8 protein-coding genes are annotated in these 14,565 nt (G+C 67.6%); 4 read left to right on the forward strand and 4 right to left on the reverse strand.

The features are described 5' to 3' along the window. Positions 1-7: 7 nt before the first annotated feature. Positions 8-1,444: an exodeoxyribonuclease I gene (gene sbcB, locus ABD767_RS11795; protein ID WP_103044832.1), complete on the reverse strand. Its 1,437-nt coding sequence runs from the start codon at positions 1,442-1,444 to the stop codon at positions 8-10. A gap of 84 nt (positions 1,445-1,528) precedes the next feature. On the opposite strand from sbcB, the gene ABD767_RS11800 reads away from it, so the two are divergent. From ABD767_RS11800 to ABD767_RS11815, 4 genes are all read left to right on the forward strand, one after another. Next, positions 1,529-2,884: a lytic murein transglycosylase gene (locus ABD767_RS11800; protein ID WP_344869703.1), complete on the forward strand. Its 1,356-nt coding sequence runs from the start codon at positions 1,529-1,531 to the stop codon at positions 2,882-2,884. A gap of 114 nt (positions 2,885-2,998) precedes the next feature. After that, positions 2,999-6,988, forward strand: a complete 3,990-nt coding sequence (gene putA, locus ABD767_RS11805; RefSeq protein WP_103044834.1) for a trifunctional transcriptional regulator/proline dehydrogenase/L-glutamate gamma-semialdehyde dehydrogenase — start codon at positions 2,999-3,001, stop codon at positions 6,986-6,988. A gap of 266 nt (positions 6,989-7,254) precedes the next feature. Continuing rightward, entirely contained in the window at positions 7,255-8,757 is a 1,503-nt protein-coding gene (putP, locus tag ABD767_RS11810; protein WP_103044835.1) for a sodium/proline symporter PutP, read from the forward strand. A 111-nt stretch (positions 8,758-8,868) separates the two neighbouring features. Further along, positions 8,869-9,672: an IclR family transcriptional regulator domain-containing protein gene (locus ABD767_RS11815; RefSeq protein ID WP_103044836.1), complete on the forward strand. Its 804-nt coding sequence runs from the start codon at positions 8,869-8,871 to the stop codon at positions 9,670-9,672. 97 nt (positions 9,673-9,769) lie between these two features. Here ABD767_RS11815 and pbpG read toward each other — a convergent pair whose 3' ends face one another. The 3 genes from pbpG to leuA form a co-directional block, all read right to left on the reverse strand. Beyond that, positions 9,770-10,885: a D-alanyl-D-alanine endopeptidase gene (gene pbpG, locus ABD767_RS11820; protein ID WP_103044837.1), complete on the reverse strand. Its 1,116-nt coding sequence runs from the start codon at positions 10,883-10,885 to the stop codon at positions 9,770-9,772. 182 nt (positions 10,886-11,067) lie between these two features. Beyond that, on the reverse strand, positions 11,068-12,612 hold the full coding sequence (locus ABD767_RS11825; protein WP_103044838.1) for a 2-isopropylmalate synthase: 1,545 nt from the start codon (positions 12,610-12,612) through the stop codon (positions 11,068-11,070). Between the two features lie 32 nt (positions 12,613-12,644). After that, the gene (leuA, locus tag ABD767_RS11830) at positions 12,645-14,306 is read right to left on the reverse strand and encodes a 2-isopropylmalate synthase (protein ID WP_103044839.1); all 1,662 of its coding nucleotides are present in this window, start codon (positions 14,304-14,306) and stop codon (positions 12,645-12,647) included. Positions 14,307-14,565 lie beyond the last annotated feature (259 nt).

The raw sequence follows: 14,565 nt of genomic DNA on the forward strand, positions 1-14,565 counted from the left end.
CCGCAATTCAACCCAGGTCGGGCGCAATGCCCTCGGCCCAGTCGTAGACCGCCTCCAGAATTGCCTGGCCGCGCTCGTCGGCCTGCCCGGCCAGCGTGTCGAGCTGGGCGAACAGCGCGTCGAAGGTACGCGCGCCGGCGGCACCGTCGACCAGCCGGGCCGCGCACCAGTCCTGCCAGCGCTGCTGGTCTTCGTCGCCCAGCGTCTCGGGGAAGTTGCGCGCGCGCCAGCGCCAGGCGAGCTCGGCCAGGCGCGCATCGTCGAAGCCGGTGCGTGCGTGCGCCAGCTCTGCCGGCGGCGTATCGCGCAAGCGCTGCAGGCGGCGGCGATCTTCGTTGCCGACGAAGCCGCCGTACAGATCCAGCTCGGGATCCACGTCTTGCTGCGCCGGGCGGCGAAACACTTCGGCCCAGATGGCGCTCATGTCGGGCAGCGCGCGCGCGGCCTGCGCGTGGCGCGCGGCGGCCTCCAGGTCGATGCCCCAGCGCTCGGCCAGCTGCGGCGTGAGCGTGTTGAGGTTGCCCACGACCATCGGCGACTTGTTCAGGTGCACGCTCTTGAGCGGCAGGCGCTGCACGCCCTCGGGCAGGTCGGCCTGGCGGGTGAACAGGCGCTGCGCGATCGTGGCCGCATCGAGCTGCGCCAGCTCCGACGGGTCGTGCGCCAGGTTCCAGGCCAGCAGCTCGTTCTTGTTGCCCGGGTGGCTGGCCAGCGGCCACATCACGGCCAGGCAGCCCTGCTCGGCCGGGAACATGCCCGAGACATGCAGGAACGGCCGCGCCTGGTCGGCGCTGGCGGGCAGGCGCAACTCAGCCAGCACGCGATCCTTCTTGTGCAGCGCCAGCGCAAAGTCGAACAGGCGCGGGTTGTGCTGGCGCACCAGCCGCGCCAGCGCAATGGTGGCGCGCACGTCGGACAGCGCGTCGTGCGCCGCCTCGTGCGCCAGGCCGTTGGCGGCGGTGAGGTGTTCCAGCCGAAAGCTGGTGCGCCCCTCGTGCTGCGGCCAGACCATGCCGTCCGGGCGCAGCGCGTAAGCCATGCGCACCACGTCCAGCAGATCCCAGCGCCCGCAACCGTTCTGCCACTCGCGCGCATAGGGGTCGATCAGGTTGCGCCAGAACATGAAGCGCGTGATCTCGTCGTCGAAGCGAATCGTGTTGTAGCCCACGCCAATCGTGCCCGGCTGCGCCAGTTCGGCCTCGATGCGAGCGGCAAATTCGCTCTCAGGCAGGCCTTTCTGCAGGCACAGCTGCGGCGTGATGCCTGTGATCAGGCAGGCCTGCGGGTCGGGTAGATAGTCGGGCGCGGGCCGGCAGTACAGCATCAACGGCTCGCCGATCTCGTTGAGCGCTGCGTCGGTGCGGATGGCGGCGAACTGCGCCGGGCGGTCGCGGCGCGTGTCGGTGCCAAAGGTTTCGTAGTCGTGCCAGAGAAAAGTGTGCATGCGTGCAAAAAGTTGAAAAACCGCGAGCCCGAGGGCGCGATCCCGCCAGTATGCCCGCACCAAGACGGCACAATGGCGGACACCATGCGCATGCTCCAAGCCTCCACCGCCCTGCTGGGCCTGGCCATCGTCGCCGGCTGCGCCAGCACCCAGACACACAGCGAAGAAGCCGCTGCCGCCGCCCCCGCTCCCGCTTCCACCACCGCCGCTACGCCACAAACCACACCTGCGGCCTCGCCCGAAACACCGGCAGCAGCTCCCCCGCCCCAGGTTGCGCCCGCTCCTGCGCTGGACTTTGCCGGCTGGATCAAGGCCTTTGCCCGGCAGGCGCGCGATGCGGGCATCAGCGAGGAGACGCTGGCGCAGACCCTGGAGCAGGCGCAGTGGCTGCCGCGCGTGGTCGAGCTCGACCGCGCCCAGCCCGAATTCGTGCGCCCGCCCTGGGTGTACCTGGACAACGCAGTCTCCAGCCTGCGCATCACGCAGGGGCGCAAGCAGATGCAGTTGCACGCGCCGGCGCTGCAGGCAGCCAGCGAGCGCTACGGCGTGCCGGCCGCCATCGTCACCGCCATCTGGGGCATGGAGAGCAACTACGGGCGCAATTTCGGCAGCTTTCGCACCGTCGACGCGCTGGCCACGCTGGCCTTCGACGGGCGCAGGCGCAGCTGGGCGCGCAACGAGCTGATGGACGCGCTGCGCATCGTCGACCGCGGCGAGGCCGCCGCCTCGGCGCTGATCGGCTCCTGGGCCGGCGCCATGGGCCACACCCAGTTTCTGCCGTCGGTCTACCTGGCCTACGCGGTCGACGCCGACGGCGACGGCCGCCGCGACATCTGGGGCAGCGTGCCCGACGTGGTTGCATCCACCGCGCACTACCTGGAAGTGGCCGGCTGGCGCAGCAGCGAGCCCTGGGGCACCGAGGTGCAACTGCCCGCCGGATTCGACTACGCCCGTGCCGAGCTGAGCACGGTGCAAGCAAGCCGCGACTGGGCCGGCGAAGGCGTGCGCACGCCGACGGGCGCACCGCTGCCGGCGCTGGAGAAAGCCTCGATCCTCGCGCCCGCCGGCGCGCTGGGCCCGGCCGTACTGGTCGGCGGCAACTTCCGCGCGCTGCTGCGCTACAACAACTCGATCAACTACGCGCTGGCCGTGGCGCTGCTGGCCCAGCGCATCGAAGGCGGCCCCGACCTGCTGGCACCCTGGCCGCGCACGCTGGCGCCCTTGACGCGCTCCGAGGTGCGCAGCCTGCAGCAGGGCCTGAACCAGCGCGGCATCGACGCCGGCACCGCCGACGGCGTGATCGGCCCGGCCACGCGCGCCGGCGTGCGCCAGCTGCAGACCGCGCTGGATCTGCAGCCCGCCGACGGCTATCCCACGCAGGCGCTGCTGCAACGCCTGCGCACCCTGCCGGAGCCGGAAAACGGGCAATCCAGTCCATGAATCCAAGGGTTGCACCAAGGGTTTACCCTGTTTTCTTCTTTTTCCCAATCCTGGATATTCCAGGTCTTGCATCAGGTTGCACCCGCAGCCTGGCTCATTGGGAATCGGAAGATCATGTCCACGACGGTTGGCATCAAGGTTGATGACACTTTGCGCGAACGCATTCGCGCCGCGGCCCAGCAGCTGGGCCGCACCCCGCACTGGCTGCTCAAGCAGTCCATCGTCCAGTACGTCGACGCACTGGAACGAGGTGCAACCAGCATCCCGATCCTGATTCCCGGCCAGGAAGAGTCCGAACAGGACAGCCAGGAAGTTGCCAGCTCGGCGTCCAGTGAGGTGCAACCCTTTCTGCACTTCGCCCAGTCGGTGCTGCCGCAGACGCCGCTGCGCGCCGCCATCACAGCCGCCTGGCACCGCCCCGAGACCGAATGCCTGCCGGCGCTGCTGCCGCTGGCGCGCGTGAGCGACGCCGAGCAAGCCACCAAGGTGCGCGAGCTGGCGGCCCGGCTGGTCCAGGGCCTGCGCGATGCGCCCGTGGCCAGCGGCGTGGCCGCGCTGGTGCAGGAGTTCTCGCTGTCCAGCCAGGAAGGCGTGGCGCTGATGTGCCTGGCCGAGGCGCTGCTGCGCATTCCCGACCGCGCCACGCGCGACGCGCTGATCCGCGACAAGATCAGCCGCGGCGACTGGCGCTCGCACGTCGGGCGTTCGCCGTCGATGTTCGTCAACGCCGCCGCCTGGGGCCTGGTGCTGACCGGCAAGCTGACCGCGACGACCAGCGAGAACAACCTCTCCTCGGCGCTCACGCGCGTCATCGGCAAGGGCGGCGAGCCGCTCATCCGCCAGGGCGTGAACCACGCGATGAAGCTGATGGGCGAGCAGTTCGTCACCGGCCAGAACATTGCCGAGGCGCTGGCCAACAGCCGCAAATACGAGTCGCAAGGCTTTCGCTACAGCTACGACATGCTGGGCGAGGCGGCCACCACCGAGGCCGACGCACAGCGCTATATGCAGGCCTACGAACAAGCCATCCACGCCATTGGTGCGGCGTCGAGCGGGCGCGGCATTTTTGAAGGCCCGGGCATCTCGATCAAGCTGTCGGCGCTGCACCCGCGCTACACCCGCGCGCAGTACGAGCGCGTCATGGGCGAGCTGCTGCCGCGCGTGCTGCGCCTGGCCGAGCTTGCCAAGCAGTACGACATCGGCATGAACATCGACGCCGAGGAGGCCGACCGCCTGGAGCTGTCACTCGACCTGCTGGAGGCACTGTGCGCAGCGCCCACGCTCAAGGGCTGGAGCGGCATCGGCTTCGTGGTACAGGCCTACCAGAAGCGCTGCCCGCAGGTCATCGACTACCTCATCGACTTGGCGCGGCGCAGCCGCCGCCGGCTGATGGTGCGCCTGGTCAAGGGCGCGTACTGGGACAGCGAGATCAAGCGCGCGCAGCTCGACGGCCTGGCCGGCTACCCGGTCTACACACGCAAGGTCTACACCGACGTGAGCTATCTGGCCTGCGCCCGCAAGCTGCTGGAGGCGCCCGACGCGGTCTATCCACAGTTCGCCACGCACAACGCGCAGACGCTGTCTTCCATCTACCACCTGGCCCAGACCGTGGGCGGCAGCTATTACAGCGGCCAATATGAGTTCCAGTGCCTGCACGGCATGGGCGAGCCGCTGTACAGCCAGGTCACCGGCAAGTCGGCCGAGGGCAAGCTGGCCCGCCCCTGCCGCGTCTACGCGCCGGTGGGCAGCCACGAGACGCTGCTGGCCTATCTGGTGCGCCGCCTGCTGGAAAACGGCGCCAACACCTCGTTCGTCAACCGCATTGGCGACGCAAGCATCCCTGTGGCCGAGCTGGTGACCGACCCGGTCAGCGACGCGATGCAGATCGCAAGTCAGGAAGGCCGCCTGGGCGCGCCCCACCCGCGCATCCCGCTGCCGCACGATCTGCTGATGCAGGGCGACCAGCCGCGCGCCAACTCGCAGGGCATCAACCTGGCGCACGAGCAGCAGCTGGCGTCGCTGGCCGCGGCGCTGCTGCACAGCACCAGCCAGCTATGGCTTGCCGCACCCGCGGGCACGCCGCTGCCGGCCGACCCGGCTGCCGCCCCCGGCTGGCAGGCCATGCGCAACCCGGCAGAGCTGTCCGACATTGTCGGCTGGGTGCACGAAGCCACGCCCGACGAGGCCGAGGCCGCCGCCCAGACCGCCACGCAGACCGCGCCCATCTGGGCCGGCACGCCGCCCGCGGCGCGCGCCGATGCGCTGGCACGCGCGGCCGACCTGCTGGAGCAGCGCAGCCAGGTGCTGATGGGATTGATCATGCGCGAGGCGGGCAAGACGCTGTCCAACGCGGTGGCCGAGATCCGCGAGGCCGTGGACTTTTTGCGCTACTACGGCGCGCAGGTGGCCGCGCAGTTTGACAACGCCCGCGAGCGCCCGCTGGGCACCATCCTGGCCATCAGCCCGTGGAATTTTCCTCTGGCCATCTTCACCGGCCAGGTGGCCGCGGCGCTTGCCGCCGGCAACGCCGTGCTGGCCAAGCCGGCCGAGCAGACGCCGCTCACCGCCGCCGCCATGGTCGCCATCCTGCACGAAGCGGGCGTGCCCCAGGGCGCGCTGCAGCTCGTGCCTGGCCAGGGCGAGACCGTGGGCGCCGCACTGGTAGCCCACCCGCTGGTAGCGGGCGTGATGTTCACCGGCTCGACCGACGTGGCGCGCCTGATCGCCGGCCAGCTCAGCACCCGCCTGTCGGACAGTGGCCACGCCATTCCCCTGATCGCCGAGACCGGCGGCCAGAACGCCATGGTCGTCGACTCGTCGGCGCTGGCCGAGCAGGTCGTCGGCGACGTGCTGGCCTCGGCCTTCGACTCGGCCGGCCAGCGCTGCTCGGCGCTGCGCCTGCTGTGCGTGCAGGAGGACGTGGCCGAGCGCCAGCTCACCATGCTGCGCGAGGCGCTGCAGGAATGGGCCATGGGCAACCCCGACCGTCAGAGCACCGACGTGGGCCCGGTGATCGACGCGCCAGCGCGCGCGCAAATCGAGGAGCACATCGCAGCCATGGAACAGGCCGGACAGAAAGTCACCCGGGTGCAGCACCGGGGCGAGGCGCTCAACGGCCACTTCGTCGCGCCGACGATGATCGAGATCGACTCTGCCCGCCGCCTGACACACGAGGTCTTTGGCCCGGTACTGCACGTGATCCGCTACCAGCGCGACGACATCGACGCGCTGATGGCCGACATCAACGCGACCGGCTACGGCCTCACCTTCGGCATCCACAGCCGCATCGACGAGACCATCGACCACCTGAGCAGCACGATTGCCGCGGGCAACGTCTACGTCAACCGCAACGTGATCGGCGCGGTCGTCGGCGTACAGCCCTTTGGCGGCATGGGGCTGTCGGGCACCGGCCCCAAGGCGGGCGGCCCGCTCTACCTGTACCGCCTGGTGCAAGGCCAGCCCAGCGCCGCGCTGGCGCCGCTGCCGCGCACGAGCGACGAGACGCAGCAGCCCAGCCTGCAGCTGCTGCAAAAACTGCAGCAAACAGTGCTGCCCGACATGGACGCCACCCAGGCACGCAACGCCTGCGACGCGGCACTCACTGCATCGCGCCTGGGCGCCAGCTGGCTACTGCCCGGTCCCACCGGCGAGAGCAACCGCTACCGCCTGCTGCCGCGCGGCCCCGTCTGGGCCTTGCCCGCCACGCCGCTGGGCCTGGTGCACCAGGTGGCCGCGGCGCTGGCCAGCGGCAATACCTGCCACGTGGTGCTGCCCGAGGCCGACAACGGCTGCGCCGCCGCCTGGCAGGCGCTGCGCGCCGCCGCGGGCGACGCCGCAGCCGCCTGGCTGCATGAAGCCCGGGCGGACGACATGGCGCAGGCGCCGATGGCCGCGCTGCTGTTCGAAGGCGACGGCGACGCGCTGCTGCCACTCAACCACCTGGTCGCCACGCGCGCTGGCGCGTTGGTGCGCGTCGAGAGCCGTCGCAGCGACGAGCTGGCCGCCGGCCTGGGCTACGACCTGGCGGCGCTGGTGCACGAGCAGTCGATCAGCACCAACACCGCCGCCGCCGGCGGCAACGCCCAGCTGATGACCATGGCCTGAGCGGATCCATTTCAAAACTTGATTAGAAACGAACCTCGGATGCTCACTCTTACTCCCTCCCCCTCTGGGGGAGGGTTGGGGTGGGGGCCTGCAACGCCCGCGTGTCTATGTCGGCACGTCACTGGCGCACAGGCCCCCTCCCCGCCTTCCCCCAGAGGGGGAAGGAGTTTGTGACAACTTGCTAATCAAGTTTCAAAAATACAAACGAAAACCCGATCTGGCACCCGCGCCACAAGCGCGGGCAGCCGACTTTTGAGAGAAACACCATGCAATTTTCCTGGAACGACCCCACGGCGATCATGTTCGCCATCTACCTCGTCGCGATGCTGGGCATCGGCGCGCTCGGCTACCTTGGCACGAAGAACCTGTCGGACTACATCCTGGGCGGCAGAAGCCTGGGCAGCTTCGTCACCGCGCTGTCGGCCGGCGCCTCGGACATGAGCGGCTGGCTCTTGATGGGCCTGCCCGGCGCGGTCTATGTCGCCGGCCTGTCCGAAGCCTGGATCGCCATCGGTCTGACCGTCGGCGCCTACCTGAATTGGCGCCTGGTCGCTGCGCGCCTGCGCCTGTACACCGAGCGCGCGGGCAACGCGCTGACGCTGCCCGACTACCTGGCCAACCGCTTCGAGGACAAAAGCAATCTGCTGCGCATCGTCACGGCCATCGTCATCCTGGTGTTCTTCACGCTGTACTGCGCCTCGGGCGTGGTCGCCGGCGCGCGCCTGTTCGAGAACATGTTCGGCATGCCCTACGGCGTGGCGCTGTGGGTGGGCGCGGCCTGCACCATCGCCTACGTGCTGATCGGCGGCTTTCTGGCGGTAAGCTGGACCGACACCATCCAGGCGTCGCTGATGATCACCGCGCTGATTCTGGCGCCCATCATGGCGTGGCTCGCGGTTCAGGGGCAGTTGCAGCCGGGCCAGGATCTGGGCAGCATCGTCGCCGCCGAGCAGTTCGACCTGTTCAGGGGCGCAAGCTTCATCGGCATCGTCTCGCTGCTGGCCTGGGGCCTGGGCTATTTCGGCCAGCCGCACATCCTGGTGCGTTTCATGGCTGCATCTTCGGTGCAGGCCATTCCGGCCGCGCGGCGCATCGGCATGACCTGGATGGTGCTTTGCCTGGCCGGCGCGGTGGCCGTGGGCTTCATCGGCATCCCCTACTTTGCGCTCAATGAAGCGGGCGCCGCCGCAGTCAACGCCAACGGCGAGACCGTGTTCATGGAAGTGGCCAAGCAGCTGTTCAACCCCTGGATCGCCGGCGCGTTGCTGGCGGCCATTCTGGCCGCGGTGATGAGCACGCTGTCGTGCCAGCTGCTGGTGTGCTCCAGCGCGCTGACCGAGGACATCTACCGCGCCTTCCTGCGCAAGAACGCCAGCCAGAAGGAATTGGTGTGGATCGGCCGCGCCATGGTGCTGGTCGTCGCGCTGATCGCCATCGCAATCGCCAGCAACCCCGAGTCCAAGGTGCTGGGAATGGTCAGCTATGCCTGGGCCGGTTTTGGCGCGGCATTCGGGCCGGTCATCATCCTGTCGCTGTTCTGGGGCCGCATGACGCGCAACGGCGCGCTCGCCGGCATCGTCGTCGGTGCGGTGACGGTGCTGGTCTGGAAGCAGTTCGGCTGGCTGGGCCTGTACGAGATCGTCCCGGGCTTCTTCCTGGGCATGTTCTCGACCATCGTGGTCAGCCTGGCGGGCAGTGCGCCGTCGTCCAGCATGCAGGCGGCGCACAGCGCGGTGCTGCAGGAATTCAAGCGCATCGGCGCACGCTGAAGCCCCGTTGCGCCCTGCCCGGCGCTGCTCACGCAGGCCGGGCGGCACCGCGTTCTGCGCAATCGCTTTTCACAAGATAAGATAGGGCGCTTTGTATCCGGTGCTTTTGCCATGAAGAAACGACCTGAGGACATGCCCACCAAGCCCACGGTGCAGGTGCTTGAGCGCATGTTCCAGTTGATTGACGTTCTGGCCTCGCGCGAAGAGGCCATCACGCTCAAGGAAATCAGCGAGCGCACAGGGCTGCATCCCTCGACCACGCACCGCATCCTCAACGACCTGGCCATCGGCCGCTTCGTCGATCACCCCGAATCGGGCAGCTACCGTCTGGGCATGCGCCTGCTGGAGCTGGGCAACCTGGTCAAGGCGCGGCTGTCGGTACGCGACGCCGCAATGGCGCCGATGCGCCAGCTGCACAAGCTGACCCAGCAGCCCATCAACCTGAGCGTGCGCCAGGGCGACGAGATCGTCTATATCGAGCGCGCCTACAGCGAGCGCTCCGGCATGCAGGTGGTGCGCGCCATCGGCGGCCACGCGCCGCTGCACCTGACATCGATCGGCAAGCTGTTCCTCGCCGCCGACGACCCGCAGCGCGTGCGCGCCTACGCCACGCGCACCGGCCTGCCCGGGCATACACACAACAGCATCACCCAACTGGCCGCACTCGAGCGGGAGCTCGCCAAGGTGCGCCAGCATGGCGTGGCGCGCGACAACGAGGAACTGGAGCTGGGCGTGCGCTGCATGGCAGCCGGCGTCTATGACGACCAGGGCGAGCTGGTGGCCGGCCTGTCGGTCTCGGCCCCGAGCGATCGCCTCAACGAAAGCTGGCTGTCCAAGCTGCAGGCCAGCGCGCACGACATCTCGCTGGCGCTGGGCTACCACCCCCAGGCAGGCGCGCACAAGGCGCGGCGCTGACACGGCGGCCGTCGCGCGGCGGCACCGGCCATCCGGCGCAGGAATTTTCAACGAGGAAAGAGCGTGACCATGCTGTGCAGCATGGCGCGCGGGCGCATCAACCTTGTGCCGGCCCCTGCAGGTGCGGCGTCTGCGACAGCTGGTGCGGCAGCAGCGGCTCGGCCGCCGACATGTGCTCCACCCAGCTGCGCACGCGCTGCGCGTCGCCCAGCCGGCTGAACTTGCCCGCCGAGTCCAGGAACACCATGATCAGCTTGCGCCCGGCCACCTCGGCCTGCATCACCAGGCAGCGGCCCGCCTCGGAGATGTAGCCGGTTTTCTGCAGGCCGATCTCCCATTCCGGATTCTTCACCAGCCTGTTGGTGTTGTTGTACTGCAGCGTGCGCTGGCCCACCGCAATCTCATAGCCGGGCGACGTGGTCAGCTCGCGCAGCAGCGGATCTGCGTGCGCGACGTTGACCAGCGTCGCTAGGTCGTGGGCGCTGGACTGGTTGTTCTTGGACAAGCCGGTCGGCTCGACGTAGCGGGTGTCCATCATGCCCAGCAGCGTGGCCTTGGCGTTCATGCGCGCGACGAAGGCCTGCATGCCGCCGGGATAGGTACGCGCCAGCGCATGGGCCGCGCGGTTCTCGCTGGACATCAGCGCCAGGTGCAGCAATTCGGCGCGCGTCAGCGTCGTACCCACGCGCAGGCGCGAGCTGCTGCCCTTGATCGTGTCCACGTCGTCCTGGGTGACCGTGATCTGCTCGTCCATCGGCAGGTGGGCCTCGGAGATCAGCAGGCCGGTCATCAGCTTGGTCAGCGAGGCGATCGGCAGCACCGCGTTTTCATTCTTGCTCAGCAGCACCTCCTTGGTGTCCTGGTCCATCACCAGGGCCACGCTGGAGTGCAGATTCAGCGGATCGTCGACCTTGTTGAGCCCCGCCAGCTGGCCGTAGGACAGGCGCGCCGGCACTGCCGTGTGCGCAGCGACCTTGCGCACCGACGCCCGGGGTTTGGTGGTGCGCGCCTTGGCGACCGCCTGGCGTGCCGGTTTGCGCGCGGTCTTGGTGGCCGTGCTGCGCTGCTTGGCCTTGGGTGCGGGCGCGCTCTTGTGGGCCACGGCTTTTTTGGCCGGAGCCGCCTGCACCTGGGGTGCCTGCAGCGCAAGTCCGAGCGCGATGGATGCAACAAAAGGGATGAAACGGGAGGCAATGCGTGGGCGGGCAGGCATCCAGGGCTCCAGGCAACAAACAACAATGAACAATTGCATGCAAGTGTACAGAGATAAGAAAAGCCGCGCAAGATCAATATCTTGCGCGGCTTTATTCAGTAGTCACCTGAATAACGGGCGTTAACCTGTGTTTTTCAACAGATCATCAATTGCTTTCTTGCGGTTTCGGTGCTCCGCGCGCATCACACGCCCTGGGCAGGCACGCGGTCGGTGTGGCTTTGCAGGCGGTTGAGCGCACTCAGATAGGCCTTGGCCGAGGCGACGATGATGTCCGGGTCGGCCCCCACGCCGTTGACCACGCGGCCGGCGCTTTGCAGCCGCACGGCCACCTCGCCCTGGCTCTCGGTCGATCCGCTGATCGCATTGACCGAATACAACACCATCTCGGCGCCGCTGTTGACATGCGCCTCGATTGCGCGCAGCGAGGCGTCGACGGGACCGTTGCCCTCGGCCTGGCTGCGCACTTCCTTGCCGTCGACGGTGAAGACGATGGTGGCATGCGGGCGCTCGCCCGTTTCGCTGTGCTGCGCCAGCGATACGAAGCCGTACTGCTCCTTGACGCTGGAGATGCTCTCGTCATTGACCAGCGCGAGGATGTCCTCGTCGAAGATCTCGCTCTTGCGGTCGGCCAGTTCCTTGAAGCGGGCGAACGCGGCGTTGACCTCCATCTCGCTGTCGAGCTCCACGCCCAGCTCCTGCAGGCGCTGTTTGAAGGCGTTGCGCCCCGACAGCTTGCCCAGCACGATCTTGTTGGCGCTCCAGCCCACGTCCTCGGCGCGCATGATCTCGTAGGTGTCGCGCGCCTTGAGCACGCCGTCCTGGTGGATGCCGCTGGCGTGGGCAAACGCGTTGGCCCCCACCACGGCCTTGTTGGGCTGCACCGTGAAGCCGGTGATCTGGCTGACCATGCGGCTGGCGGCGACGATGTGCTGGGTGTCGATGGCAACTTGAAGGCCGAAATAGTCGCGCCGCGTCTTGATCGCCATCACCGCCTCTTCCAGCGAGCAGTTGCCCGCGCGCTCGCCCAGGCCGTTGATCGTGCATTCGATCTGGCGCGCGCCGCCGATCTTCACGCCCGCCAGGCTGTTGGCCACGGCCATGCCCAGGTCGTTGTGGCAGTGCACGCTCCAGATGGCCTTGTCGCTGTTGGGCACCTTCTCGCGCAGCGTGCGGATGAACTCGCCATACAGCTCGGGAATCGCATAACCGACGGTGTCGGGAATGTTGATCGTCGTCGCGCCCTCGTCGATCACCACCTCGCATACACGGGCCAGAAAATCGATGTCGCTGCGGTAGCCGTCTTCGGCACTGAACTCGATGTCGTCCATCAGGTTGCGCGCAAAGCGCACCGACAGGCGCGACTGCTCCAGCACCTGCTCGGGCGTCATGCGCAGCTTTTTCTCCATGTGCAGCGGGCTGGTGGCGATGAAGGTGTGGATGCGCCCGCGCTGCGCGCCCTTGAGCGCCTCGGCGGCGCGCGCGATGTCGCGGTCGTTGGCGCGCGACAGCGAGCAGATCGTCGAGTCCTTGATCGCACGCGCAATCGCCTGCACGCATTCGAAGTCGCCGTTAGAGCTGGCGGCAAAGCCGGCCTCGATCACGTCCACCTTCAGGCGCTCGAGCTGGCGCGCGATGCGCAGCTTCTCGTCGCGCGTCATGCTGGCGCCGGGCGACTGCTCGCCGTCGCGCAAGGTGGTGTCGAAGATGATGAGTTTGTCGGAGCTCATGGGGATTGCCTCTGGCTGGTAAAGATAGGACTTTAAGCGACTGCGGCCTGCATCTGCGGCACGCGCTGCAGGCCCGAAAGAATGGCGCGGATGGAGGCGGAGACGATGTTGGCGTCCATACCCACGCCGTACACCGTGCGGCAATCGTCGATGCGCATCTCCATATAGGCCACGGCCTTGGCGCCCGCACCCTCGCCTATGGCGTGCTCGCTGTAGTCGAGCACGCGCACACGGCGATCGAGCGCCGAGGAGATGGCCTGCACGAAAGCGTCGATGGGCCCCGTGCCTTCGCCCTCGACCTCCATGGGCCCGCCCTGCCACTGCAGGCTGGCCTGGAGCGAAAAGCCGCCCTCCTGCTCCTGCATGCGATACGTCGGCGCGGCCACGGACTGGAAGCGGTATTCGCGCTGGAACAGGCGCCAGAGGTCGCCCGCCGTCAACTCCTTGCCGCTGGCGTCCATCTCGCGCTGCACGGCCCGGCTGAATTCGATCTGCAGGCGCCGGGGCAGCTGCAGGCCGTATTCGCTCTCCAGCAGATAGGCAATGCCGCCCTTGCCCGACTGGCTGTTGACGCGGATGACGGCCTCGTAGCTGCGGCCCAGATCCTTGGGGTCGATCGGAAGGTAGGGGATGGCCCAGACGTCCCCGTCCCGGCGCTCGGCAAACGCCTTCTTGATCGCGTCCTGGTGCGAGCCCGAGAACGAGGTATAGACCAGGTCGCCCGCATACGGATGGCGCGGGTGCACGGGCAGCTGGTTGCAGTGTTCGACTTCTGCACGGATCACATCGATATCAGAGAAGTCGAGGTTGGGCGAGACCCCTTGCACGTAGAGATTGAGCGCGACGTTCACCAGGTCGAGATTACCGGTGCGCTCGCCATTGCCGAAAAGACAACCCTCCACCCGGGCGGCACCAGCCATCAACGCCAGCTCTGCAGATGCGGTGCCCGTGCCACGGTCGTTGTGCGGATGCACGGACACCACGACATGGGGCCTGTCGGCGAAACGGCGGCACATCCATTCGATCTGGTCGGCGAACACGTTGGGGGTGCTGTTCTCCACCGTGGTGGGCAGGTTCAGGATGATGGGCCGACCGGATCCCCAGGCGGCGATTGCCGTCTCACAGGCCTGCAGCGAGACCTCCAGCTCGGCCATGCAAAAGACCTCCGGCGAATACTGGAGTGCCCAATCGGTCTCGGGTTGAGCGTCGGTCAGGCGTTTGATCTGGCCTACGCTGCGCTCGATGAGCGCCATGACTTGCGGCACGCTCATGCCGAAGACCACGTCACGCCACACTGGTGCTACAGCGTTGTAGACATGCACGATCGCCTTGCGGGCACCGTGCAGCGATTCGATGGTGCGTGCAATGAGCTCCTCCCGCGCGGGCGTCATGACCTGGATGGTCACATCGTCGGGAATACGCCCTTCATCGATGAGCTTGCGCACGAAGTCAAACTCCACCTGAGACGCAGCCGGAAAGCCCACTTCGATTTCCTTGAAGCCGATCCGCACCAACAGATCGAACATGCGCAGCTTGCGCTGCAAGTCCATGGGCTCGATCAAGGCCTGATTGCCATCGCGCAAATCCGTGGACAGCCAGATGGGCGCCTTCTTGATCACCGCATCGGGCCAGGTGCGGTCTGCAAGGCGCACGGGGGCAGTCGGGCGGTACTTGGTGGCGGGGTTCTGCAGCATCGGAGCGCTCTCTTTCGTGGAACAAGGAAACGAATCTGGCCAGTGCTCCAGCGACCCCGAGAAAAACAGAAACGGCCCGTCGCTGGTGCTACGGGCCGTGAAAGTAGGTGTGTCTATGTGCGACTGTACGCGCGCTACCCTGCCTGCCCGTGGGACAAGTTCAGTAGTAGGACTAGGGACAGCGACGACATGCGGGCAACTCTAGCACAAAAGTGAACACTCTCTAGGAGACCATATGATTCTCCAGATGCGGCACTCT

Origin of the sequence: Comamonas faecalis, assembly GCF_039538025.1 — a bacterium.
In the GTDB taxonomy this organism is placed as follows: Bacteria; Pseudomonadota; Gammaproteobacteria; order Burkholderiales; family Burkholderiaceae_C; genus Comamonas_C; species Comamonas_C faecalis.

What these genes read in the sequence shown, in the direction of transcription:
- sbcB (WP_103044832.1), bottom strand. Translation starts at nt 1,444, where the DNA reads ATGCACACTTTTCTCTGGCACGACTACGAAACCTTTGGCACCGACACG.
- ABD767_RS11800 (WP_344869703.1), top strand. Translation starts at nt 1,529, where the DNA reads ATGCGCATGCTCCAAGCCTCCACCGCCCTGCTGGGCCTGGCCATCGTC.
- putA (WP_103044834.1), top strand. Translation starts at nt 2,999, where the DNA reads ATGTCCACGACGGTTGGCATCAAGGTTGATGACACTTTGCGCGAACGC.
- putP (WP_103044835.1), top strand. Translation starts at nt 7,255, where the DNA reads ATGCAATTTTCCTGGAACGACCCCACGGCGATCATGTTCGCCATCTAC.
- ABD767_RS11815 (WP_103044836.1), top strand. Translation starts at nt 8,869, where the DNA reads ATGAAGAAACGACCTGAGGACATGCCCACCAAGCCCACGGTGCAGGTG.
- pbpG (WP_103044837.1), bottom strand. Translation starts at nt 10,885, where the DNA reads ATGCCTGCCCGCCCACGCATTGCCTCCCGTTTCATCCCTTTTGTTGCA.
- ABD767_RS11825 (WP_103044838.1), bottom strand. Translation starts at nt 12,612, where the DNA reads ATGAGCTCCGACAAACTCATCATCTTCGACACCACCTTGCGCGACGGC.
- leuA (WP_103044839.1), bottom strand. Translation starts at nt 14,306, where the DNA reads ATGCTGCAGAACCCCGCCACCAAGTACCGCCCGACTGCCCCCGTGCGC.